Origin of the sequence: Pseudomonas sp. BJa5, assembly GCF_030272875.2 — a bacterium.
GTDB lineage: Bacteria > Pseudomonadota > Gammaproteobacteria > Pseudomonadales > Pseudomonadaceae > Aquipseudomonas.
On the sequence record NZ_JALRNG020000039.1, the window covers coordinates 1 to 24,717 of the forward strand.

A 24,717-nucleotide genomic window follows, 5' to 3' on the forward strand; every position below is an offset into this window, starting at 1 on the left:
TTGTGGGGGGGGGGGGGGGGTGGTTTCCTGGGGGGGGGGCAATCGGGGGCCATGCCGGCTCCTACTGGCGGGGGCTTGCCCCGCGAAGATTTACTCGGCGAGTTTGTAAGCGATTATGTAATCACCCATCTTGGTCCCCAGCGAGCCGTGGCCACCGGCGGTCACCAGCACGTATTGCTTGCCGCCCTTGCCGGTATAGGTCATGGGCGTTGCCTGGCCACCGGCCGGCAGGCGCGATTTCCACAGCTCCTTGCCGGTGTTGGTGTCATAGGCACGCAGGTACTGGTCCAGGGTGCCGCTCAGGAAGCCCAGGCCACCGGCGGTGACGATCGAACCGCCCATGCTTGGTACGCCGATCGGCAGACCGATGGGGATGGGCGAGCTGTCACGGCTGGTGCCGTTCTTGTGCTTCCACACCACTTTCTTGGTCAGCAGGTCGATACCGGCCACGTAACCCCAGGATGGCGCCTGGCACGGAACGCCCAGCGGCGACATGAACGGGTGCATGATCACCGCGTACGGCGCGCCGGTGTTCGGCTGCACGCCGCTGGTTTCGCTTTCGCGCTTGCTACCGGCGGCAACGTCGGCGCGTGGCACCATCTTCGACACGAAGGCCATGTAGTTGGGGCTGGTAAACAGCAGCTGGCGCACCGGGTCGACCGAGACGCTGCCCCAGTTGAACACGCCGACGTTACCCGGGTAGACCAGGCTGCCCTGGAGCGACGGCGGGGTGTACTGGCCTTCGTAGCGCAGCTCGCGGAACTGGATGCGGCAGAGCATCTGGTCGAACGGGCTGGCGCCCCACATGGCCTGTTCGGTCAGGTCCGGGCCCAGCAGGTTGAGGTCCGAACGGGCCTGGGTCGGTGCGGTGTGGTCACCTTCGACGGCGCCTTGCGGGGCCGGGATCTCGCGGATCGGCACGATCGGGGTGCCGTCGCGACGGTCGAGGACGTACAGGCTGCCTTGTTTGGTCGGGGCGATCAGCGCAGGTTTGAAACGGTCGTCGGTCTTCATGTCGACCAGAGTCGGCTGGCTGCCGACGTCCATGTCCCACAGGTCGTGGTGGGTGAACTGGTAGTTCCAGCGGACCTTGCCGTTGGCCAGGTCCAGGGCGACGATGCCGGCGCTGAATTTCTCGGCGCCCGGGGTGCGGTCGGCACCCCACTGGTCCGGGGTCTGGTTGCCCAGGGGCAGGTAGACCATGCCGAGCTTTTCATCGACGCTGGCCAGCGACCACATGTTGGCCGAGTTGCGGCTGTAGGTCTTGCCGGGGGCCAGGGGCGCGGTTTCGTCCGGGTTGTTGCTGTCCCAGTTCCACACCAGGTGGCCGTCGTGCACGTCATAGGCGCGGATCACGCCGGACGGCTCGTTGGTCGACTCGTTGTCGGTGACATGGCCGCCGATGATCACCAGGCTACGGGTGATCGCCGCCGGCGAGGTGGAGTAGTAGCCGCCCGCGGTGAACGGGCCGATGCCGGTGGTCAGGTCGATCACACCCTGGTTGCCGAAACCTTCACAGACCTTGCCGGTGTCGGCGTTCAGGGCGATCAGGCGGGCGTCGGCGGTCGGCAGGTACAGGCGACGCGGGCAAGCGCGGGCCACGGCCATGCCGGCATCGGAAATTTTCGGTGCCGGGCTGCCATCCATGCTGACGTAGTTGTTCTCGTCATAATACGAGACGCCACGGCAGGTCATGTGGGCAAAGCCCTTGAAGCCCACGGGGCTCTTGATCTGCGGGTCGAAGCGCCAGATTTCGGCACCGGTGTCCGGGTCCAGGGCCAGCACCTTGCTGTGGGCGGTGCAGGCATAGAGCATGCCGTTGACCTTGAGCGGGGTGTTCTGGTTGGTCAGCTCCACCGGGTCGTTGTCGGTCGGCAGGTCGCCGGTACGGATGCGCCAGGCTTCTTCCAGGCGGTGCACGTTGTGCGGGGTGATCTGGCGCAGCGGCGAATAGCGGTCGCCGTACTCGGTGCGGCCATAGGCCTGCCACTCGCCGTCGGGCATCTGCGGCGCATTGCTGGCGAACTCGGTGGTGTCGCGGCCCAGTTCACCCTTGACCTCGCCCGGGTGGGTGAACTGGCTGGCCACGGCGGTGGCCCCCGACAGCACCACGGCCAGGCTCAGCAGGCCGGTGTTGACCTTCGACGGGTTGCCGAGCAGCGGGCGACGGGCCCAGGGCAACAACAGCACCACGCCCAGGGCGAACCACAGGGCCAGGCGCGGCACCAGTTGCCACCAGTCCAGGCCGACTTCCCACAGTGCCCACAGGGTGCTGCCCAGCAGCACCAGGCCATACAGGCCCAGGGCGTTGCGGCGCAGGGCCAGCAACAGGATGCCGGCCAGGGCGAAGCCGAGTCCGGCGATCAGGTAATACAGCGAGCCGCCGAGTTGGCTCAGCTTGATGCCACCTGCCAGCAGGGCCAGTCCCATCAGCAGCAACAGCACGCCAATCAGGCGCGGCAGCCAGCGGGTTCTACTCAAGGCACCTTCTGTGCTCATCGTGTTGTCTCCGTTAGATCAAAAATTGTCGGTAGTTGGCTTAGAAGCTGCTCTGGATCTTGATCCCGCCGATCAATGCGTCATCGACCTGCTCCACGCCACCGGGATGGCGGATGTACTGCAGGTTCGGGCGCACGGTCAGCCAGTCGGTGACGTGGATGCCGTAGTACAGCTCGGCGCTGTACTCGGTGTCCTGCACCGGCCGGTAGGCGGGATTGTCGTAGTCGTCCAGGCCCTGGGCCTGGTTGAGGGCCTGGGCGTTCTTGCGGTAGGCGGGGTTGACGTGCACGCGGGCGAGGGCGAAACCGATGTCGTCCCTGGCGCGGGCATCGAAGGGCCCCTTGTACACCACACCTGCCTGAACATAGTTGTCGATGGCATTGGTCTTCTTGTCGTGCAACGTGGCGTTGGCAAACACGCTCAGGCCACGGGAATGGTCGGAGGCCAACGACGTCACCTGCTGCTGGGCACCCAGCCACATGCCATGCTTGCTCGAGCTGCTGCGATAGGGTTGGCCGCTCAGTGCCGCCGGTTGGTCGTTGCTGTCCTTGTAGACATCAGTTGCCTTGGCATTACTGTAGTAGTAACCGGCCCGATATTCCCCTTTCAGGCCCGCAACCTGCGGGCTCCAGACCAGCTCGATGGGGAACAGCGCGCCCTGGGTGCCGCTGCCGCTGAGCTTGAAGCCGTTGTCACGGTCAAGGTTCGAAGGGTTCTGCTCGAAGGCACCGATCTGCGCGTAGAGCTCGGGGGTGAGGTTGTACTTGACCCGCAGCGCCCACTGGCTGACCGGCCAGTTGTACCAGATGTCACCGGCCCAGTTGCCCACCTGGGAGCCGCAGAACGCCAGGTTCTGGAAGTCGCAGGGGAAGCTGTTGAAGTCCTCGCCCTGGCCGAAGCGACCGAATTTCACATCCAGGGCACCGTCGAAGTATTTCTGCTTGATCCACATCTGGGTCAGCCGCCAGGTCTGGCCGCGCCCCCAGACTTCCTGGGCCGAAGTGAAACCGCCGACCCGCGGATCGTTGATGCGGTCGTTGCTGATGTTGTTGCCGTGGCGCTCGGTGACGGTCAGCTGGAACTCGGCATCGTGCCAGTCGAGGAGCTTCTGCAGGTCCAGGTGGGTGCCGAAGGTGAACTGGTCGCTGTAGCGCGCCGTCTTGTCGTCGTCATAGCCGCCGTGCAGGTTGGCGCCCATCTCGCCGGTGTAGCCCAGGGTGAAGTCGTAGCCGCGTTCCGCCAGCTCAGTGCGGGTACCGCCCCAGTCGCCGAGCATCCACGGCGAGTCGCTGGCGAACATGGCCGCGGCCTGGGTGCAGGGGGCAAGGCTGGCGATGGCCAGGCCGGAGAACAGGGAAAAGCGGAAACGATGAATCTGAGGCATGAGATAGCGCTATCTTTTGATTATGGAAAAAACGGCAAGTGCGCCGTGCTCTGGTGAACGTCGGCGATAAAGCTACAGGGGAGCTAACTGAAGCGGTTCAGCTTGCGGCGGGGAGGATATAGCTGAATTTGTAAGAAAAAAAGTCAATTCAACAAGAGGCACCGTTGCCGGATCGGTAACAGTGCCAGTGGGAACTACTGTATAAGAGGTGGGAACGGGCTTGCCCCGCGATTGCAGTGTGTCAGTCGCATCGCATCGCGGGGCAAGCCCGCTCCTACAAAGCCAGTTGTTCCCGGGTTGAATCAGAAGCTGGTACGCAGGCCAACCTCGACACTGCGCCCCGGCGCCGGGGCGATATCGCGCAGGATCGAGCTGGCGTAGCGCACGGTCTGGTCGGTGAGGTTCTCGCCGCGGACAAAGGCCAGCCACTGGCTCTGGCCGATGTCGAAGCGGTAGCCAAGGCTGGCGCCCAGGGTGGTATAGCCGTCGGTGCTGGTTTCGTTGGCCGGTTTATGGTGCTGGGCGCTGGCATGCTGCACATCGAAACGGGCCTGCCAGCGGTCCATCTCCCACAGCAGGCCGCTGTTCAGGCGCAGTGGGGCAATGCGTGGCAGGTCTTCGCCGCTGTCCAGGTTTTTGGCCCGGGTGTAGTCGCCGGACAATTCCAGGGCAAAGCTGCCGTAGCGGTTCTGCGCCAGTTGCCAGCGATCCTGGGCCTCGATGCCGTAGAAGCGTGCACGCACGCCACGGTACAGGTACTCGGGCACGTCGGCGGCGTGTTCGTGGTCATGATCGTGGTCGTGGTCTTCATGGCCGTGGTCATGGCCTTCGCGCAGGTTGCCGCTGGCCAGCAGGCCGATGTAGTTGCGGAAATGGCTGTAGAACACCCCGACACTGCCTTTGTGCACGCCGTTGTCGAAGCGCAAGGCCAGGTCGCTGGATATCGCCTTCTCCTTGCTCAGCCCCGGATCGCCGATCTCGAAGGTACCTGTGGCGACATGGACGCCATTGGCATACAGCTCGTAGAAGGTCGGCGCGCGTTCGGTGTAGCCCAGGGTCGCAGCCAGCGACCAGATCGGCGTCAGCTCGAAGACCGCCCCGGACGACAGGCTGGCCGCCGTGAAGCTGCTGGCGCTGTCGGCATGGGCAAAGCGCTCGCTGCCCAGGCTGTCGGGATCGACCCGGGTGTGCTCCAGGCGAGCGCCGAGGCTCAGGTTCAGGCGTTCGCTGGCCTGCCATTGTTCAAGCATGAACAGCGCCAGGCTGTCGGTATCGGTTTGCGGAACGAAGGCTTCCTCGCCCAGGGCAGAAAACTCGCTGCGGCTGACCTGGGCACCGATCACGCCTTCAACTGGCCCCAGGGGTTGGTGCCGGGCCTCGACCCGGGCCTCGTAGCCCTTGTTCTTGAAGGTGGTGTGCACCTCGCCGCCTTCTCGTTCGCGGTGCTGGTAGTCGGTGTAGCCCAGGTCGAACTTCAGTGCACTGAAGGGGCCGTCCAGGTCCTGCAGTTCGGAGGCGAAGCCGTACTGGTCCTGCTGCATGTCCAGGCGCACACCAGGCTCGGCCACCGAACCGTAGTTGGAATCGTAGCGGCTGTAGGAAAGGCCGGTGTAGCCATGGTCCCAGTGGTAGGCCCCACCGATTGCACCGCCATCCTGACGGCCATCGCTGTTCTCCAGGCGATGCTTGCTGCCCGGTTCGTCGGCATCGCGGACCTTGGCGCTGCGGGCGTAACCGGGAATGCGCAGGTCGTTGAACTGCCGACTGTTGGCGTCCAGGTGCAGGGCAAAGCGCCCATCGCCGGCTTCCAGCTTGCCGGCACTGCTGCGGGTGGTGTCGGCGCCGCCATAGCGCAATTCACCGGCGCCATGGATGCCGTCGACGGGCGAAGTGGGAATACGGTTGTCGAAGCTGTTGACCACGCCGCCAATGGCGTTGCCACCGTAGAGCAGGGCAGCGGGGCCGCGAACGATTTCGATACGCTCAACCGTCGCCGGGTCCAGCGGCACGGCGTGGTCATAGGACAGCGACGAGGCATCCAGGGCGCCGACGCCGTTGCGCAGGATGCGAATGCGGTCGCCATCCAGGCCGCGGATCACCGGGCGGCTGGCGCCGGGGCCGAACCAGGTCGAGGCGACCCCGGGCTGGTTGTTCAGGGTCTGGCCGAGGCTGCCTTTTTGTTGCAGGGTCAGGTCGTCGCCTTCGAGCACGCTGGTGGGGGCGGCCAGTTCGCTGTTGCCCAGCGGGTTGGCGGTGATGACCTGGGTGTCCAGCTCCAGTGCCTGGCTCAGCGGCGAGGCGAGCCAGAGGGTGGCGGCGAGGGGAGAGAGTCGCAGGGGCAGGTGACGCATGGGCAGCAAGGTTCCTTGGCAGTGTTCTAGTGTTGATACAATATAACATTGCATTCATCAATTAAACGCCCACCCGCTGGCTAGAGCCTTTGCCCACACTAGAATGTTTGTTATCCGGACCTTGATTGTGAAAAGTCTGAAGACTTGCCACCCGTCACTGGGCTAAGGTGCGCACCTTTGATTCGCTGGAGCACAGGCATGAGTACCGCCAACCCCGATCCGCTGCATGGCGTGACCCTGGAGCAGATCCTCACCGCGCTGGTGGCGCACTACCAATGGGAAGGGCTGGCGCAGCGCATCGACATCCGCTGCTTCAAGAGTGACCCGAGCATCAAGTCGAGCCTGACCTTCCTGCGCCGCACGCCCTGGGCGCGGGAAAAGGTCGAGCGCCTGTACCTCAAGCTGCAGCGCGGTCGCTAGGCCGGTGATGCGCCGCGAAGTGGCCATCGGCCTGGCCGCCTGCCTGGGCTGGAGCGCCCTGGCGATCCAGATGTACCTGGTGTTCTGGGTGCGCTGGCAGGAGCAGGCCAGTCTGTTGGGCGGCCTGGTCAACTTCTTCAGCTATTTCACCGTGTTGAGCAACACCCTGGTGGCCGTGGTGCTGAGTCATGCGGCGTTCGGCCGGGAATCGGCTGCACGACGCTTCTTTCTATCCCCGGCGACCAGCTCGGGCATCGCCGCCAGTATCGTCCTGGTCGGGCTGGCCTATAGCCTGCTGTTGCGCCACCTGTGGCAGCCAGAGGGCTGGCAGTGGCTGGCCGATGAGTTGCTGCACGATGTCATGCCGCTGCTGTTCGTCGTCTACTGGTGGTGCTGCGTGGACAAGGGCAGCTTGCGGCCCCGGCACCTGCTGGCCTGGCTTCTGTATCCGCTGGTGTATTTCGCCTATGCGCTGCTGCGCGGGCACACGATAGGGTTCTATCCCTATCCGTTCATCGATGTGGCAAGCCTGGGCTTTACCCAGGTGCTGATCAATGCCCTGGCGATCCTGCTCGGCTTCATCGCCATCGGCCTGCTGTTGCTCGGCCTGGATCATTGGCAGGGCGGGCGCCTGGCCAAGGCCAGGACGCAACCCTGAAGGTGGCGGATCAGGCGTCGTCGTGCGGGTCGAGGCGCCAGTAGGCGGCGGCCTTGATCAGATCTTCCTGCACGCCCTTGTCCTCGATCAGCAGGCGCTTGGCCTGGCGCGTCAGGGCTTTTTCCAGGGCAACCCAGGTGTAGAGCCGACCTTCGGGCAATGGCAGTGCCTTGAGCACCTCAAGCAGATCCTGCCGATGCCGTTGTACCCAGATCACCTCCACGTGTGCCGAACTCTGCAACGTCTGTTGTTCCCGGACATCTTCGACCTCGATGAGCGCCACCACCTTGCGCGTGGCAGGCAACTCTTCCAGACGCCGGGCAATGGCCGGAATCGCGGTTTCGTCACCGACCAGCAGGTAGCTGTCGAAGATATCCGCAACCACCATCGAACTACGCGGGCCGGCGATGTTCAGCACCTGGCCGACCTGAGCCTGGGCCGCCCAGGTGGAGGCGGGGCCGTCGCCGTGGAGGACGAAGTCGATGTCCAGTTCGCCGGCCACCAGGTCGATCCGCCGTGGCGTGTATTCGCGCATGGTCGGGCGTACGCCGTCGCGGCTGAAGTCGAGGTTGTCCAATGCCGCCTGTTCTTCTGCCGAGCAGGCGAACAGCAGTTTGACGTGGTCGTCGCTGCCCAGGCTGGTGAAGCCCTGCAGTTGCGGCCCGCCCAGGGTGATGCGGCGCATGCGCGGGGTCAGGTCGGTGACCCGCAGCACATCCAGGCGACGGTGTTTGATCTCGTGGTTGACGCGATGAATCGCGCTGGTTTCGCTGACACTCATTCGGGTTTCTCCGTAGGAGCCGTGGCCGGTCCGGCAACGATGGCCTTGGCGGTGGTGTTGAGCAGGTTGCGCACCCGCTCGATTTCTTCCGGGGTCCAGCGGCCGCTGTGCATCTGCAGGGCATGGCGCAGGTTGTGCACCGCTTCGTGGATTTCCTGCGGGCGATCGTGCCCGCGCAGGGAACGTTTGCTGACCTCGATGCGCATGCGCACGCCATCCAGGGCAACGGCCTGCTCATTCAGGTGCTCAAGCCCTGCCGGGGTGACGCTGTAGCGCTTCTTGCTGCCGTGGACCTGGCCAGTAATCAGCTCGCTTTCTTCAAGGAAGGTCAGGGTCGGGTAGATGACCCCGGGGCTTGGGCTGTAGCTGCCATCGAACAGGGTTTCGATCTGGCGGATCAGGTCATAGCCGTGGCAGGGCTGCTCGGCGAGCATCGACAACAGCAGCAGTTTCAGGTCGCCGGGGGCGAACACCCGGGGGCCGCGGTCGCCACGCTCGCGGCTGTGGCGACGCTCGAAACCGTCGTGGCGTTCGCCGTGGTCACGGTGGGGGTGGTGGTCACGCATGGGGAATCTCCGTTGTGTACGATGTATCTTTAGATATTACTCAAGATATATCTTAACGCAAGCATGAGAGTGAGAATAATTCTCATGGCGTGACCGGCGGTAAGTCGAGCCGGGCGCAGCAGGTGCGCCCGGGGACTGTTTCAAGGGGTTATTTCTGCGCGACGTCTGGCGATTTGCACAGGGTGTGGCTGCCCGGCTGCAGGTAGGGCATCAGGATCGGAGCCATGCCCTTGAGCACCTGCACCGGCAGGGCCGAGGTGAACTTGAAGGACTCGGCGGCCTGGCCCGGTACGAAGGCGGTGAGGGTGCCGAAGTGGTTGTCGCCGAGGAAGAACACGAAGGTGGCCGTGCGGTTGATCGCTTTCGACCCGATCAGGCGTCCGCCGGCACCGAAGCTTTCGATCCGGTTGTCGCCGGTGCCGGTCTTGCCGCCCAGCACCATCGGGGTGCCGTCGTTGAGTTTGAAGCTGCCCGATACCCGCCGCGCGGTACCGGCGTCGACCACTTGCGACAGGGCGCCACGCAGGGCCCGGGCGACTTCCACCGAGAGCACCCGCTGGCCCAGGTCGGGGTCGCCGGTCAGGCGCGTCTCGTAAGGGGTGTCGGCAGCAAAGTGCAGGGTGTCGATGCGCAAGGTCGGCAGCTTGATACCGTCGTTCTGGATGATCCCGACCAGCTCGGCCAGGGCCGCCGGGCGATCGCCGGAGCTGCCGATGGCGGTGGCCAGGGACGGTACCAGGTGATCGAAGGGATAGCCGACGCTTTTCCAGCGCTGGTGGATATCGAGAAACGCCTCGATCTCCACCAGGGTACGGATGCGGCTGTCGCGGGCGCCCTTGTGCTTGCTCTTGAACAGCCAGCTGTAGACTTCCTGGCGCTCGAACTGGCTGGCCTGTGCGGCGTCCTGGAAGCTGGCGCTGGGGTGCTTGAGCAGATAGCCCAGCAGCCACAGGTCCAGCGGGTGGACCTTGGCGACGAAGCCCTGGTCGGGCAGGTCGAACTTGCCAGGGCCGTAGGCATAGTACATGTCGTCCAGGCGCTCGTCGGTCACCGTGTCCTGCTTGGTCGGCTTGCGCTTGGTTTCCTCCAGGTTCTTTTTCAGGTGGGCGCGGACGAAGGCGTTGAAGGTGGCCTGGTCGGCTTCGGGGAACAGGTAGCGATGCACGGCAGCCAGGCGGATCGGGGTCACTCGCAGGCTGTCCATGAAGGTATCCAGGCGCTGTTGCGAGGTCTTGTTGCGGTACTTTTTCCAGAACCTGCGCAGGTAGTCGGTGCCTTCCTTGTCGGCGAAGCGGGCCAGGTACTCCTGGCGGCGCGGCTCGCTATCGTCCCTGAGCAGCTTGGCGCTGTTGCCCGGGGCCTGGTAGGTGCTGTAACGCACCAGGTCACGCATCAGGCGGATGAACGGCAGGTTGATCGATTCGCGCAGTGCGTCCTTGAGGGTAGGGATGCGGTTGTTGTCCTCCTTGCGGAAGTTGGCGAACACGTGAATGCCGCCACCGGTGAAGAAGCCTTCGTAGGGGCTGGCCGAGTACTTGCGGTTGAGCGCCGCGTCGAGCATCGCAGTGATGTTGCGGTCCTTGTTCTGGATCAGGTAGTCGATGGCCCAGCGGGTGATGAAGTCCAGCTCTGCCACTTCGACTTTCTTCAGGTCCGCAGCCGGGGTCTCGGCGTACTTGTCGTGCAGTTCGGCGATGATTTGCAGGTAGGTGGTCAGTACCCGCAGCTTGGCAGTGGAGCCCAGCTCCAGCTTGCTGCCTTCGTTGATGTCGAACGGCTGGTCGGTGCTGTCGGTCTGCACCCGTACCCGGGAGCCGTTGGCCGTGCGTTCGAGCAGGGTGAAGCTGTAGCGCACCTGGGTGGTGGTGGTCGGGGTCAGCAGGCGCTCGCCGAACAGGCCGGTCTTGGCGGCGAATTCCGGGTCGGCAAGGTCCTTGAGGTACTGGCTGACCTGCCCCTGCAGGTCGGACTGCAAGGTGCTGGTGGCCGACAGGTCGAGGCGGTCGAGGTCGTACAGCGGCCGGGCCAGGGCTAGCGACAGGCGGCTGCGGGCGACGCTGATGCCCTTGTTGGTGACGATCGGCACGATGGTGGGCTGGGCGACCCAGTCGCGGAAGGTGGCCTTGCTGGCCAAGGCGGCATCGGCTGTCGGCCGATCGACGATGCTGGCGGCGGCCAGGATGCGGATATGGCTGTCAGTCAGATCGGCCAGCTCGTTGCGGCCCTTGGTCAGAAAGTGCGACGGCCGCCGCTGGGCGATCATCAGCGACAGCACCTGGCGCAAGGCCAGGCCGCGTGCGGCCAAGCTCGCCGGGTCGCTGGCAGACGATGCCAGGGCCTGGTTGACCTGGGCGAAGTCGGCGCCGTACCAGACCCGCAGGCCCTCGGCCATGCCATGCACCTCGCCATGGCCGGGCACCGCCGAGAGCGGCACGCTGTTGAGGTAGTCACGCACGATGCGCTGGCGTGCTTCAAGGGTTTGTGGCCCGCCCTGGTAGGCACGCACACTGGCGGAAATCATCTGGCGGATTTTCTCGCTGCCCGAGACGGTCAGGCCTTCGGGGGAGTGCCGGTACTTCTCCAGCTGGGTCGCCAGGGTACTGCCACCGGCCGACTGGCCGGGCAATGCCAGGTACTTGGCCACCTGGCTGTAGGCCGCCTTGGCGAAACGCGGCCAGTCCACGGCGGGGTTGGCGTAGGGGTCGTGGGGATCGAGCAGATCGCGGTTCTCGATGAACAGCAGGCTGTTGACGATGACCGGCGGGATGGCGTCGAAGTCCGGGTACAGGTACTGCGGGTATTGATATTGGTAGAGGATGTCGCCCTTGCAGTCAGTGATCGACAGGCCGGTCTGGATCTTTTCCTTGTAGGGCACGAACAGGCCGTGCTCGGTGTAGTCCATCAACGCCGGCGAGAAACGCACCTGGTCGCTGATCACATAGTCGCGCTTGAGCAGGCGCGGCAGGAACTCGCCCAATGCGCTGTAGCCCAGGCGCTGGTCGAAGGGCCCGTTGCCGGGGTAGATGATCGCGTCGCTGGGGCCCGGTTGCAGGGAATAGGTCAAGGTCGAGGCGAACTGGCTCAGCTCGCGCGATTGCAGGCGCGAGGTCTGCAGTTCCTTGGCGACGGCAAGGCCCAGTGCGATCAGGGCGAGCAGTAGCACCAGCCATACGAGCCGCCACCACAGATGACGTTGGCGGGGGCTTTTTGGCGTAGGCGATTCTTCGAGAGATTCAGGGGGAGCTTCCTTGCTTTCAGGTTCCGATTGCCACAATGCGCCCATATTCTTCAGCCCGGCTACGTATTTTCGTCTTGCTTGCCTGAAGCTTAGACGGTGCCCGGGTTCGGTGAAAAATTTGTGCTGATTGTCAGGCACTTCCTGAAACAGCGTAGGGCATGCGTCTTTGGTTGAGGTTGTAATGCCCTGTTTTGGTGCTATGTTAGCCGCCCTGTTGACTGCAGTGGAGAAAACACGGGGAATGCCCCTCCGTGAATAGGGTTTTTGCCGAGAGTTCTCGCCAAATATCCTGCTCTTTATAGTGAAATGCCCTACAGAGGCCTTCCTATACTGCTCGGCCCTTTCGCTCTGCCTGCGCCCGGTGCTCTGGCAGGCGGGTCCCGCTCACAAGGCGGTGCCCGGCAAGGCAGCGTATTCGCCTATCGGCGGTGCCTGGCCTGCACGAACGGTTTATATCCAATAACAAAATGAGGTTGTATTTCTATGCCAGTCGGCAACCATCCTTCTCACGGTGAGACCGTCCAGGGCGGCCCACTCAAGCGAGAACTCGGCGAACGGCACATTCGCCTGATGGCGCTGGGCGCCTGTATCGGCGTCGGCCTGTTCCTCGGCTCGGCCAAGGCGATCGAAATGGCCGGTCCGGCCATCATGCTGTCCTACATCATCGGCGGCCTGGCGATCCTGGTGATCATGCGCGCCCTCGGTGAAATGGCCGTCCATAATCCCGTTGCAGGCTCCTTCAGCCGTTACGCCCAGGACTACCTCGGCCCGCTGGCGGGCTTCCTCACCGGTTGGAACTACTGGTTCCTGTGGCTGGTGACCTGCGTGGCGGAAATCACTGCGGTGGCCATCTACATGGGCATCTGGTTCCCTGACGTACCACGCTGGATCTGGGCCCTGGCGGCCCTGGGCAGCATGGGCGCGATCAACCTGATCGCGGTCAAGGCCTTCGGTGAGTTCGAGTTCTGGTTCGCCCTGATCAAGATCGTCACCATCATTGCCATGGTCCTGGGTGGTATCGGCATCATCGCCTTCGGCTTCGGCAACGACGGTGTGGCGATGGGCATTTCCAACCTGTGGAGCAATGGCGGCTTCATGCCCAATGGTATGACCGGCGTGCTGATGTCGCTGCAGATGGTGATGTTCGCCTACCTGGGCGTAGAAATGATCGGCCTGACCGCCGGTGAAGCGCGCAACCCGCAAAAAACCATTCCACAGGCCATCGGCTCGGTGTTCTGGCGCATCCTGCTGTTCTATGTCGGTGCGCTGTTCGTGATCCTGTCGATCTACCCCTGGAACGAAATCGGCAGCCAGGGCAGCCCGTTCGTGATGACCTTCGAGCGTCTGGGCATCAAGACCGCCGCCGGCATCATCAACTTCGTGGTGATCACCGCGGCGCTGTCGTCCTGCAACGGCGGCATCTTCAGCACCGGGCGCATGCTCTACAGCCTGGCGCAGAACGGCCAGGCCCCGGCCACCTTCGCTCGTACCTCGAGCAACGGTGTGCCGCGCAATGCGCTGCTGCTGTCCATCGCCGCCTTGCTGCTGGGCGTGCTGGCCAACTACCTGGTACCGGAGAAGGTCTTCGTCTGGGTCACCGCCATTGCCACCTTCGGCGCGATCTGGACCTGGGTGATGATCCTGCTGGCCCAGCTCAAGTTCCGTGCCGGCCTGTCCACCGCCGAGCGCCAGGCGCTCAAGTACCGCATGTGGCTGTGGCCGCTGAGCTCCTACCTGGCGCTGGCGTTCCTGATCCTGGTGGTCGGCCTGATGGCCTACTTCGAGGAAACCCGCGTGGCCCTGTACGTCGGCCCGGCGTTCCTGGTCCTGCTGACCGTGCTGTATTTCGTGTTCAAGCTGTCGCCCAAGGCTGACAACGCCCAACTGGCACGTTCCGCGTCCTGATGTAACAAGCCCGCTCCCGTAGGAGCGGGCTTGCCCCGCGATGAAGCCCGACCGGGCAATACACCTGACGAGTGCTGCGCCCTCGATCGCGGGTCAAGCCCGCTCCCACCGGCCATGGCGACCCTGCTGGCTTGTCGCCCGGTGCATGATGAGACAGTTCAGGCAACTGTCATTTTTATCAGTTTCTCTTCCTGTGTTTCAGACGCATGCTACTAACTCCTTACGTCGTAAAGGAGCACCGTCACATGCCCAAAGCCATGATTGCGACGTTGCTCATCGGCTTCATGAGCGCAGCCCCCGCCAACGCCGGGACTTGCCCTGCTGCAGCCAGTATCAGCCAGGCGCCGAAGGGCCTCGGATTCTCCTACAGCGCCCCTGGCGGCTGGGAGGGCGAAAGCCCTTCGGCGGACGAAGGCGACCTGAAGACCTTTACCTTTGCCAATGCCTCGATCAAGTCGGATGCCGTGGTATGCAAGTACAAAGGCGATAACCAATCCAGCATAAGCTTGACCCTGAAAAAGAGCGTAATGCCGGTTGGCGGCTCCAGTTGGCAAGGGGGGACGTGCGCAGGGTCCGATCCTGCCGAGTGTGCATTCGACTGACCGGTATCGGTGTTGCACACCATCGATGCACAGTGCGCTGCCCGCGATGCTGTCAAAGCGGGTTCAACGCCCGGTTCTCCAGGGCATCGAGCAAGGCCTCGACCAGCCCCTTGGCCATCTCCACCGAATGCAGGGTCGACCACAGGAAACCCTTGGCCGATGTGTCGACGCCGTCGAGAGACTTGTACGCAGTGTCGTAGGCACAACGCAGGTACAGCGAGGCATGCACCAGCGCGTCGTGCGGGGCGATGCCGGCGTTTACGGAAAAGAGTTGCGGGTGGCCGGCGGCGTAGTCGCCGAAGGGTTTGCCGAGGGTGGGGTAGAGTGAGGTGGGTGGATCTGGAACGATCTTTTTCATTCTGACTCCTGTATGCATAGGAGCTGCTCCGTCCGTTTCCACACGTAAGGTGGCAGCTGTACGCGGGGTGGAAAACCGAGGCATACAGGAAACTCGGCAGGCCAATAGCCTCCCGCGCACAGCCGCCATAACGGCAAATCCTGAATGACTCTCGGGTTTCCACACCCGATCGCTGAACCGAAAGCGACCCACGGAGCCTAGAAGGACCGGTTTCCGAGGGCAATCAGAACGGGATCGACAGACGCGGTAGGGTATTTCCTAGGACCAAAATTGACCAGCCTGAAAACATCCGGAAGTAACAATGCGCCCCTCGGTAGGAGCGGGCTTGCCCCGCGATGCGATGTGCCAGACATACCGCTATCGCGGGGCAAGCCCGCTCCTACAGGGGGACCTGCACCGGCATGGGCTTGTTCAAGCGCTTGTTCAGGTCCAGCCAGGCAGCCAGCAACACCATCAACCCCACCCCTGCCAATGCAGTGAGCAACTGCATCGACCAGTGCTCATCGGCCAGGGCATTGGCCATGTCTGCCAGGGGCGCGAGCAGCACGCCAAAACAGAACACCTCCAGCGAATAACGTCCCATCCGGCAGCTTTGTTGCGCCAGCCAGCCCTCTACCCAGGCGCCACGAGGCAACAGCTTGGCCGTGCAGTAGGCCAGGGCGAGGAAGTGCAGCAGCCGCGCCGGTGAAAGGTTGGTCTTGCTGATCGGGTACAACCACTCGGCCAGCTGTTTGGGCATCAGCGCATCGTGCACGGCGGGCCAGCGCCAGGACAGGGCGATGGCGGCGCACACCAGCAGGTAGGCGGCAGCGCCGATGAACAGCGGCTGGCGCCAGGCCGGGCGAGTCTCGGCGGTTTGTGCGCGCTGTGAATGGATCGCCGCCGCTCCACCCAGGATGAACAGCAATTGCCAGGCCAGCGGGTTGAAGAACCACACCCCGCCTTCCTGGGCGGCCAGGTTCCACTGGAACATCGGCGCCAGCAAGTACAGCGCCACCGACAGGCCGACCACGTATTCGACCTTGCGCAGCATCGCCGGCAACACCAGCGGCAGGCCGAGCAGCAACAGGATGTACAGCGGCAGCGGGTCCATCAGGTTGGGTTTGAAGCGCAGCAGCAGTTCGTCCACCAGCGCCTGTTGCGGGTTGCTGAGGAAGTAATAGAGGCCCATCTCCTGGATCATGTCGCGGGTCTCGACATGGTTGTTGGCGACGAAAACGATGCCCATCAACAGCACCAGCAGGAAGATGTGCACCACATACAGCACCCAGGCCCGGCGCAGGATGCGCACACTGGCCACCAGCCAGCCGTCGCGCAAGGCGATCTTGCCGTAGGCGAGCACGGCGGCGTAGCCGGCCAGGAACACGAAGATCTCCGCCGCGTCGCTGAAGCCGATATTGCGCACGGTGAGGTTGGCCAGCGGGTTGCCGGGGATGTGGTCCCAGAAGATGAAGATCAACGCCAGTCCGCGAAAGAAGTCGATGCGATGGTCGCGACCGTTGTTCATGAGCAAAGCCTTGGCCAGGGTGTTTCAGTAGAGGATAGGTGCCCGCAGGCAAAGGTTGCGCGCCGACCGGGCAGGCCGATCGGCGGCGGGGAGGGTTGCAAGTTTTGTCGGCGAATGCAAAGTCAGGGTATTACCGAATGTCTCTGCCTCAGGCCGCCACCTCGGTATTGGGTTCGAAGCTGTCCGCCCGGGCCATCTGCCACATCCGCGAGTAGAACTCGCCACTGATGTTGCCGCTGAGCAATTCGCCGGGCTTGAGGAACACATGCATCTGCGAGAACAGCTTGATCTCCGTGGCCGAGACCCGGCGCACCAGGTGTCTGGCCTCCAGTTGCGAAGGGTGTTCGAGGCCGGCGGCGGCGAGCATTTCGGCCAGTGCCTTGAGGGTGCTGTGGTGGAAGTTGAAGACCCGCTGGGCCTTGTCCGGCACCACCAGGGCGCGCTGGCGCAGGGCATCCTGGGTGGCGACGCCGGTCGGGCATTTGTTGGTGTGGCAGCTCTGCGACTGGATGCAGCCAATGGCGAACATGAAGCCGCGCGCGGCGTTGGCCCAGTCGGCGCCGATGGCCAGCACGCTGGCGATGTCGAAGGCACTGACGATCTTGCCGCTGGCGCCCAGCTTGATCTTGTCGCGCAGGTTCAGGCCCACCAGGGTGTTGTGAACGAACAGCAGGCCTTCGCGCAGGGGCACGCCGATATGGTCGGTGAACTCCACCGGGGCGGCGCCGGTGCCGCCTTCCTTGCCGTCGATGACGATGAAGTCCGGCAGGATCCCGGTTTCCAGCATGGCCTTGGCGATGCCCATGAACTCCCAGGGGTGACCCAGGCAGAACTTGAAGCCCACCGGCTTGCCGCCGGACAGCTCACGCAAGCGGGCGATGAACTGCATCATCTCGATCGGGGTGGAGAAGGCGCTGTGGCGGGAGGGTGAAATACAGTCTTCACCCATGTTCACCCCACGGGTCTCGGCGATTTCGCGGGTGACCTTGTGCTTGGGCAGGATGCCGCCATGGCCCGGCTTGGCGCCCTGGCTCATCTTGATTTCGATCATCCGCACCTGGGGGTCGCGGGCCTGTTCGGCAAAACGCTCGGGGTCGAACTGGCCGTCGGCAGTGCGACAGCCGAAGTAACCGCTGCCCAGCTCCCAGGTCAGGTCTCCGCCGTTTTCGCGGTGATAGGGGCTGATGCTGCCTTCGCCGGTGTCATGGGCAAAGTTGCCCAGTTTGGCGCCCTGGTTCAGGGCGCGGATGGCGTTGGCGCTGAGCGAGCCGAAGCTCATGGCCGAGATGTTGAACACCGACGCCGAATAGGGCTGGCTACACTGCGGGCCGCCGACGGTGACGCGGAACGAGGCTGGGTCGCTCAAGGGCGCCGGGCGCATGGAGTGACCGATGAACTCGAAACCCGACTGGTAGACATCGATCAGGGTGCCGAACGGCTTGTCGGAGGCTTCGTTCTTGGCCCGGGCATAGACCAGCGAGCGCTGCGCCCGGGAGAAGGGCAGGGCGTCGCTGTCGGCTTCGAGCAGGTACTGGCGGATTTCCGGGCGGATGCCTTCGACCAGGTAGCGGATGTTGCCCAGGATCGGGTAGTTGCGCCGTACGGCGTGGCGACTTTGCAACAGGTCGAATACACCGATGAGGCTGAGGATGGCGGTGGTCAGGGTGAACGGCCACAGCCATTCATGGTGAAGGAAAGGCAGGCTCACCAGGGTGAACAGCACACAGGCGGCAAAAAAGGCGTAGCGGCTGAGAAGTGACAGGCTCATGCGGGCTCCTTGCGATGGCGCGGTCAGGCTCAGGGCCTGGGCAATCCTTGACCTTAGCCCGGTTGGGCGCGCTTGCGCCAGTGCGCAAAGATGAAGCTTTGCGCCGGGTCAGCTGAAGAATGATTCATCGGCAAGCCGGGGATTCACCAAAGCCCCGGCTCGCGGATCAGCCGGTCACGCACTTCACCCTGTTCCTGCGGATCGACCTGAGGCTCGTAGTGCAGCTTGCCGGCCACCAGGCTCGCGACCGCCACGCCATCGCGGTAGAGCAGGCGATTGCCGCTCAGGGCCGGCACCTTGGTGCCGGGCAGCAAGGTGCCGACCAGGTTCAACGGGTCGCTGGCGCTGAGGGCGACCAGGGCGCCGTCCGGCGCCCGCCGGCGCACTTCACGCAGCAACGCCACGGCTTCGGGCAAGGCAAACTGTTCGCCGGCCAGGCCGCTGATGAAGCGCCCGCCACGGATTTCGCCGCGGGCTTCCAGGCGATGGTAGCAGCGCAGCAGCTCACGCCAGCCGGGCAGCCAGTCGGCCTCACGTTCCAGCAGTCGCCAGCAGATCACGCCATAGCGGCGCAGCAAGGTACGGGCGATGTGCTCCAGGCTCTCATCGCGGTTGTCGACGGCGCTGGCCTTGCGCAGCAGGGCCCAGCGCCCGGCGTCCTCCATGCCGCCGAACAGCGGCCCGCGCCCACGGCGATGGCTGCGGCCCTGACGCTTGCTGGCCGGGGTGATCAAGGCGCGCAGGCCGGCGAAGCTGTCGGCGCTGACCAGGCCGGCGGCCACCAGCTCCTGCAGGGCGGTTTCCAGTTCGCTGGGCAGCAGGTGGGCGTCTTGCACCAGCTCGTCGAAGAACAAGGCGCCGTGTTCGCCCAGGGCCGTGTGCACGCGCTGCGCCCGGGGGCTCAGGTGTTCGCTGTCCAGGGCCGGGCCGAAGGCGCGCCACAGGTTCAGGCGCGGGCGCGGCAGCAGCACCAGCGGCGTGCTGCGCAGGGTGCTGCTGGCCGCGACGGGGGCCAGGCGCGCCCAGACGTGCTTGCCGGCGCGGCAGCTCTCGTCCAGCCAGCGCGGGCTGTAGTCCTTGATCCGGCTGGGCAGCAGATCGCTTTCCCAGGCACTGGCTGCCGCCGGATAGCCCTCGAACCGCTCCAGCACTTCGCTGACTGCTGCCGGACCTTGCAGGCGTGTGGCGGGCGAAAGGTGCTGCCAGTCGAACAGAAAACGCATGAAGTCCTGCAGGCTGACCGGTTCGATCTCCCGGCGCAGGCGCTTGACCGTGTAGCGGTGGATGCGTGCCAGCAGATGCCGCTCGCACCATTGCAGGTCCTGTTGGCCCGGGCTGAAGTAGCCGCGCATCACGTAGCCTTCCGTCTCCAGGCGAACCAGGGCCTGTTCCAGCGCATTGACCGGCAAGCCCAAGGGCGCGGCGATCTGCGCCAGGGTCAGCGGACCGAAGCCACTCAGGCGCGCCCGCAATACCTCGACCAGCGCCGTGTCACTGTCCACGGAGTGCTCGAACCCCGGCAGCGGGGGAACATCCGGGGACATGTCAGCCTGCGGATAAACCGCCCGTAGCACCATCAGGCGTTCGCGGGCCAGCCACAGGCTGGGCTGTGCAGCAAGGTGCAGGCAAACCGCCCGCCCGGCAGTGGCAAGCTGTGTCAGCCAGGCCTGCCAGTCGTGATGGGCCTGCACTTCTTCCTGGCTGATACAGGCCAGGCTCATCAGTGCCTCATGCATCTCGTCGCAGCGGCTGGGGGCAGGCCAGGCTTCGGCACGTACTGCGCTGATGGCCTCGGGGTCCAGGGCGCCCAGGTCATCACTGCTCTGCACCTCGCTCCAGCGCCGGTTGAGCACGGCCTGGGTGCGGCGTTCTTCCAGCGGCGCATCGTCGAGAAAGGTGTAGGGCCGGGCATTGAGAATGGCCGCAGCCAGGGGCGAAGGGGCTGGCAGGTCGCGGCTGATCAGGCTGACCTGGCCCTGCTCGATACGTCGCAGCAAGGCCAGCCAGCCGTCGCAGTCCATGGCCTGGTGCAGGCAGTCGTCGAGGGTTTGCTCCACCAGTGGATGGTCGGGAATCTGCCGTTCGCCGACGAGGTTTTCCAGACAGGCGATCTGGTCGGGGAACACCGCGGCGATCAGGTCTTCGCTTTTCATGCGCTGGATCTGTGGCGCCACCTTGCGTCCGCCGACATAGCGCGGCAAGGCCAGCGCAGTGCCGGCATTCCAGCGCCAGCGCACGCCGAACAAGGGCGCATCGAGCAGGGCCTGGACCAGGATCGATTCGGCCGTGTTGCTATGCAGATAGCGCCACACCTCGTCCAGGGCGAAGCTGTGGCTGGCCGACAGCGACAGGACGATGGCATCTTCGCTGGCCGCCGCTTGCAGTTCGAAGTTGAAGGTGCGGCAGAAGCGCTTGCGCAGGGCCAGGCCCCAGGCACGGTTGATGCGGCTGCCGAAGGGGGTGTGGATGATCAGCTGGGTGCCGCCGGATTCGTCGAAGAAGCGCTCCATGATCAGGGTCGACTGCGAGGGCAGGGCACCGAGCACCTGGCGGGTACGGCTCAGGTAGTCGAGCAACTGGCCGGCGCTGCCCGGGTCCAGGCCGATCTCTTGTTGCAGCCAGTCGAGCGTCGGCTGCAACCGGCCTGCCGATTCAGCCAGGCGCCGGTCGATCTCGCCTTGCAGGCGGGCCACACCGAAGGACAGTTCATCGCTGCGCCCCGGGGCCTCGCCCAGCCAGAACGGAATGCTCGGCGGCAGGCCCCGGGCGTCCTCGACCCGGACCTTGCCGCTTTCCACCCGCAGGATGCGGTAGGAGGTGTTGCCCAGCTGGAAGATGTCGCCGGCGATGCTCTCCACGGCGAAGTCTTCGTTGACGCTGCCAATGTTCAGGCCCTGGGGTTCGAGCAGCACGGCATAGTCGGCGTTGTCGGGGATGGTGCCGCCGCTGGTCAATGCGGTCAGCTGGCTGCCGCGCCGCCCGCGCAGGCTGGCGTTGACTGCATCGCGGTGCAGGTAGGCGCTGCGCACGCCCTGGCGGCCGTTGAAGCCTTCGGCGAGCATGCGCAGCAAGGCCTGGTAGTGCGCCTGGTCGAGGTCGGCGTAGGGCATGGCCTGGCACAGGCACTCGAACAAGGCCTGCTCCTGCCAGGGCTGGCAGCTGACCTCGGCGACGATCTGCTGGGCCAGCACGTCCAGTGGCGCCCTGGGCACGTGCAGCAGGTCCAGCTCGCCGCGGCGCACGCAGTCGAGCAGCGCCGCGCATTCGATCAGGTCGTCCCGCGACAGGGGAAACAGACGGCCTTTGGGCGTGCCCTCGACCTGGTGGCCGGCGCGCCCGACCCGCTGCAGAAAGGCGGCGATCGAGCCAGGCGTGCCGATCTGGCAGACCAGTTCGACTTCGCCGATGTCGATGCCCAGTTCAAGCGAGGCGGTGGCCACCAGCACCTGCAACTCTCCGCGCTTGAGGCGCTGCTCGGCATCCAGGCGATGTTCCTTGGCCAGGCTGCCGTGGTGCGCGGCGACCGCGTGCAGGCCCAGGCGCTCGCTCAGGTGCCGGGTCAGGCGCTCGGCCAGGCGCCGGGTGTTGACGAACACCAGGGTGGTGCGGTGTTCGCGGGCCAGCGCTGCCAGGCGGTCATAGACCAGCTCCCAGACATCCGTGGCCATCACCGCAGCCAGCGGCACCGGCGGTACCTCCAGGGCCAGGTCGCGGGTGCGGGCATGGCCGATATCGACGATGGCACAGGTGCGTCCGCTGCCCATCAGAAAGTCCGCCACACGCTCCACCGGGCGTTGGGTCGCCGACAAGCCGATGCGCCGCAAGGGGCGGCCACACAGGGCCTGCAAACGCTCCAGGCTCAGCGCCAGGTGGCTGCCGCGCTTGTTGCCGGCCAGGGCATGGATCTCGTCGACGATCACCGTGTGCACGCTTGCAAGGCCCTGGCGCCCGGATTCCGAGCCCAGCAGCACATACAACGACTCCGGCGTGGTCACCAGGATATGCGGCGCCTTGCGGCGCATGGCCGTGCGTTCCTTCTGCGTGGTGTCGCCGCTGCGCACCGCGGTGCGGATGTCCAGCGCCTCGGCGCCGTGCTCGATCAGGGCTTCATTGATACCGGCCAAGGGCGCCTGCAGGTTGATCTGGATGTCGTTGGACAGCGCCTTGAGGGGCGAGACATAGACCACCTGGGTCTGGTCCGGCAGCTCGCCGCCGGCCAGGCCCTGCTCGAACAGTTCATCGAGAATCGCCAGGAAGGCGGTGAGGGTCTTGCCCGAACCGGTCGGTGCGGCCACCAGCAACGACTGGCCACGGCGAATCAACGGCCAGGCCCGGGCCTGGGCGGCCGTCACGGTGGCAAAGCGACGCTGGAACCAGGCGCGTACGGCGGGGTGGAAGGCGTCCAGTGCCGGGTGGTTCAGGGCGGGCAGGTTCATGGGCTGTTTATGCGACCAACGGCGTGGGGTTGCAAGGGGCGTTCGTCAGGCGGTGGTGGCCTCCTGTGGGAGCGGGCTTGCCCCGCGATGCGTTGTGACGGACAGTCCTTGATCGCAGGGCAAGCCCGCTCCCACAAGATTTGAAAGGCCTGCACCAACATGTGATCCTTGCCCGCTTTCCCCGTCACGAGCCTCCCATGAGCAAAACCATCCGCATCGCCGCCGCCCTGCTGATCGATCCGCAAGGTCGCACCCTGCTGGTGCGCAAGCGCGGCACCAAGGCCTTCATGCAACCTGGCGGCAAGATCGAGGCCGCAGAGTCGCCGGTCAGCGCCCTGGCCCGTGAACTGTTCGAAGAACTGGGCCTGGTGATCGATCCGCAGGAGGCACGGCACCTGGGCCAGTTCAGTGCCCCGGCGGCCAACGAGCCGGGTTTCGAGGTCCAGGCCGAGCTGTTCCAGGTGCACACCGTGATGCCGGTCGAGCCCGCCGCGGAAATCGAAGAGGCGGTCTGGGTCTCGGCGCGCAAGCCGCTGAGCCTGGAGCTGGCGCCCTTGACCCGGGACTTGATTCTGCCCCTGTTTCGGACGTTAACTAAGTCCCCCGCCTGATCTCACTTGCAAAGGAATGCTGATGATCCCTGTTCACGAATGGCTGTTGTTTATCGGTGCCGCGCTGCTGATGGTCCTGACCCCGGGACCGAACATGATCTACCTGATCTCCCGCTCGATCTGCCAGGGACGCCTGGCGGGTGTCACCTCGTTACTGGGGGTGGTGGGCGGTTTCCTGGTGCACATGACCGCCGCGGCCGTCGGCCTGACCGCGCTGTTCATGGCCGTGCCCCTGGCCTACGACCTGCTCAAATGGGCCGGCGCCGGCTACCTGTTGTGGCTGGCCTGGCAGGCAGTCAAACCCGGTGCACGCTCACCGTTCGAGCCCCGTGAGCTGGCCCCGGACTCGCCGTCCCGGCTGGTGCTGATGGGTTTTCTGACCAGCTTGCTGAACCCCAAGGTGGCGGTGTTCTACCTGTCGGTGCTGCCGCAGTTCGTCTCCCCGGAAAACGGCTCGGTGCTGCTGCAGAGCCTGGCCCTGGGCCTGACCCAGATCGCCGTGAGCTTTTCCGTCAACCTGCTGATCGCCCTGTTCGCCGCAGGCATCGCCGGCTGGTTCGTGCGTTACCCGCTGTGGATGGTGCTGCAGCGTTATGTCATGGGCTTCGTGCTTGCCGGCCTGGCGCTACGCCTGGTCCAGGAGCAACGCCGGACCATCTGAGGCTCAACGCACCGCGCTGACGCCGTCGAGGGTGGAGAAGGACGTGTCCTTGGCGGTCAGCAGGAAGTCGCGCATGTAGGGCGCATCGAGCATGTCGGTGCGCACCGCCGCGTACAGGGTGGCGAACAGGCCTTTCTCGCCCAGGCGCTTGCCCTTCACATAGCCGCGCGAGCTGTACTCGTGCAGGGCCCAGTGCGGCATGCCGCAGACGCCGCGGCCGCTGGCCACCAGCTGCATCATCATCACCGTCAGCTCCGCCGTGCGCACCTGCGCAGGCTCGACGTCGGCCGGCTCCAGGAAGCGGGTGAAGATGTCCAGGCGATCGCGCTCCACCGGGTAGGTAATCAAGGTTTCGCTGGCCAGGTCGTCGGGCACGATATAGGGCTTGCTGGCCAGAGGGTGCTGGTTGGCCACCGCCAGCATGGCTTCGTAGGTGAACAGCGGCACATAGGTCAGGCCGGGCAACTCCAGCGGGTCGGAGGTCACCACCAGGTCCAGGTCGCCGCGGGCCAGCGCCGGCAGCGGGGCGAAGGCGAAGCCCGAGGCCAGGTCCAGTTCCACCTCTGGCCAGGCGTCGCGGAACTGGTCGATGGTCGGCATCAGCCACTGAAAACAGCTGTGGCATTCGATGGCCATGTGCAGGCGCCCGGCCGTACCGCCGGCGAGGCGGGCGATATCGCGTTCGGCCGTGCGCAGCAGGGGCAGGGTGGCGTCCGCCAGTTGCAGCAATCGCAGGCCGGCACTGGTGAAGCGGATCGGCTTGGTCTTGCGCATGAACAACTGCATGCCCAAGCGTTCTTCCAGTTCCTTGAACTGATGGGACAACGCCGACTGGGTCAGGTGCAGGCGCTCGGCGGCCTCGACCAGACTGTCGGCCTCGCGCAGGGCATGCAGGGTTTTGAGGTGACGGATTTCCAGCACAGCGTTCTCCATGAACAATTCTAAAGACGAACACGAATTTATTGAGTTTGT

The 24,717-nt window shown here is 64.8% G+C and carries 17 protein-coding genes; 6 read left to right on the forward strand and 11 right to left on the reverse strand.

Annotated elements, in window-relative coordinates; genetic code table 11:
• Positions 1–90: 90 nt before the first annotated feature.
• The 3 genes from M2D63_RS20490 to M2D63_RS20500 all read right to left on the reverse strand — a co-directional run bounded on the left by M2D63_RS20490 (position 91) and on the right by M2D63_RS20500 (position 6,234).
• Positions 91–2,499: a glucose/quinate/shikimate family membrane-bound PQQ-dependent dehydrogenase gene (locus tag M2D63_RS20490; protein ID WP_285864829.1), complete on the reverse strand. Its 2,409-nt coding sequence runs from the start codon at positions 2,497–2,499 to the stop codon at positions 91–93.
• Positions 2,500–2,539: 40 nt separating this feature from the next.
• Entirely contained in the window at positions 2,540–3,883 is a 1,344-nt protein-coding gene (locus tag M2D63_RS20495) for a carbohydrate porin (RefSeq protein WP_285864830.1), read from the reverse strand.
• 302 nt (positions 3,884–4,185) lie between these two features.
• On the reverse strand, positions 4,186–6,234 hold the full coding sequence (locus M2D63_RS20500; protein ID WP_285864831.1) for a TonB-dependent receptor: 2,049 nt from the start codon (positions 6,232–6,234) through the stop codon (positions 4,186–4,188).
• A gap of 198 nt (positions 6,235–6,432) precedes the next feature.
• On the opposite strand from M2D63_RS20500, the gene M2D63_RS20505 reads away from it, so the two are divergent.
• Positions 6,433–6,654 carry a VF530 family protein gene (locus tag M2D63_RS20505; protein ID WP_285864832.1) on the forward strand — a complete coding sequence of 74 codons (222 nt, stop codon included), beginning with the start codon at positions 6,433–6,435 and terminating at the stop codon, positions 6,652–6,654.
• 7 nt (positions 6,655–6,661) lie between these two features.
• Entirely contained in the window at positions 6,662–7,312 is a 651-nt protein-coding gene (locus tag M2D63_RS20510) for a Pr6Pr family membrane protein (RefSeq protein ID WP_285864833.1), read from the forward strand.
• Between the two features lie 10 nt (positions 7,313–7,322).
• Here the strand turns inward: M2D63_RS20510 and M2D63_RS20515 are convergent, their stop codons facing one another.
• From M2D63_RS20515 to M2D63_RS20525, 3 genes are all read right to left on the reverse strand, one after another.
• A complete protein-coding gene (locus tag M2D63_RS20515) occupies positions 7,323–8,093 on the reverse strand; it encodes a siderophore-interacting protein (protein WP_285864834.1) in 771 nt (256 codons plus the stop codon).
• The gene (locus M2D63_RS20520; RefSeq protein ID WP_285864835.1) at positions 8,090–8,659 is read right to left on the reverse strand and encodes a PadR family transcriptional regulator; all 570 of its coding nucleotides are present in this window, start codon (positions 8,657–8,659) and stop codon (positions 8,090–8,092) included. Before M2D63_RS20520 ends, M2D63_RS20515 begins: the two co-directional genes overlap by 4 nt.
• A gap of 148 nt (positions 8,660–8,807) precedes the next feature.
• A complete protein-coding gene (locus M2D63_RS20525; RefSeq protein WP_285864836.1) occupies positions 8,808–11,942 on the reverse strand; it encodes a transglycosylase domain-containing protein in 3,135 nt (1,044 codons plus the stop codon).
• Positions 11,943–12,380: 438 nt separating this feature from the next.
• Between M2D63_RS20525 and M2D63_RS20530 the strand changes: the two genes are divergently transcribed.
• Together M2D63_RS20530 and M2D63_RS20535 are read left to right on the forward strand one after the other, a co-directional pair.
• Complete coding sequence (locus M2D63_RS20530; protein ID WP_285864837.1) at positions 12,381–13,802, forward strand: amino acid permease; 1,422 nt, start codon at positions 12,381–12,383, stop codon at positions 13,800–13,802.
• 245 nt (positions 13,803–14,047) lie between these two features.
• Entirely contained in the window at positions 14,048–14,404 is a 357-nt protein-coding gene (locus M2D63_RS20535) for a DUF3757 domain-containing protein (RefSeq protein WP_285864838.1), read from the forward strand.
• A 52-nt stretch (positions 14,405–14,456) separates the two neighbouring features.
• On the opposite strand, the gene M2D63_RS20540 is transcribed toward M2D63_RS20535, so the two are convergent.
• From M2D63_RS20540 to M2D63_RS20555, 4 genes are all read right to left on the reverse strand, one after another.
• Positions 14,457–14,762 (reverse strand): DUF3077 domain-containing protein, encoded by a 306-nt coding sequence (locus tag M2D63_RS20540; RefSeq protein WP_285864839.1) that lies wholly within the window; start codon positions 14,760–14,762, stop codon positions 14,457–14,459.
• Between the two features lie 379 nt (positions 14,763–15,141).
• Positions 15,142–16,269, reverse strand: a complete 1,128-nt coding sequence (locus M2D63_RS20545; protein WP_285864840.1) for an OpgC domain-containing protein — start codon at positions 16,267–16,269, stop codon at positions 15,142–15,144.
• A gap of 148 nt (positions 16,270–16,417) precedes the next feature.
• On the reverse strand, positions 16,418–18,037 hold the full coding sequence (locus tag M2D63_RS20550) for an FMN-binding glutamate synthase family protein (protein WP_285864841.1): 1,620 nt from the start codon (positions 18,035–18,037) through the stop codon (positions 16,418–16,420).
• A gap of 143 nt (positions 18,038–18,180) precedes the next feature.
• On the reverse strand, positions 18,181–22,473 hold the full coding sequence (locus M2D63_RS20555; RefSeq protein WP_285864842.1) for a DEAD/DEAH box helicase: 4,293 nt from the start codon (positions 22,471–22,473) through the stop codon (positions 18,181–18,183).
• A gap of 197 nt (positions 22,474–22,670) precedes the next feature.
• On the opposite strand from M2D63_RS20555, the gene M2D63_RS20560 reads away from it, so the two are divergent.
• Both M2D63_RS20560 and M2D63_RS20565 read left to right on the forward strand, forming a co-directional pair.
• Positions 22,671–23,084: an NUDIX domain-containing protein gene (locus M2D63_RS20560; RefSeq protein ID WP_285864843.1), complete on the forward strand. Its 414-nt coding sequence runs from the start codon at positions 22,671–22,673 to the stop codon at positions 23,082–23,084.
• A 22-nt stretch (positions 23,085–23,106) separates the two neighbouring features.
• Complete coding sequence (locus M2D63_RS20565) at positions 23,107–23,745, forward strand: LysE family translocator (RefSeq protein ID WP_285864844.1); 639 nt, start codon at positions 23,107–23,109, stop codon at positions 23,743–23,745.
• Between the two features lie 3 nt (positions 23,746–23,748).
• Here M2D63_RS20565 and metR read toward each other — a convergent pair whose 3' ends face one another.
• Entirely contained in the window at positions 23,749–24,666 is a 918-nt protein-coding gene (gene metR, locus M2D63_RS20570) for a transcriptional regulator MetR (protein ID WP_285864880.1), read from the reverse strand.
• Positions 24,667–24,717: the final 51 nt, after the last annotated feature.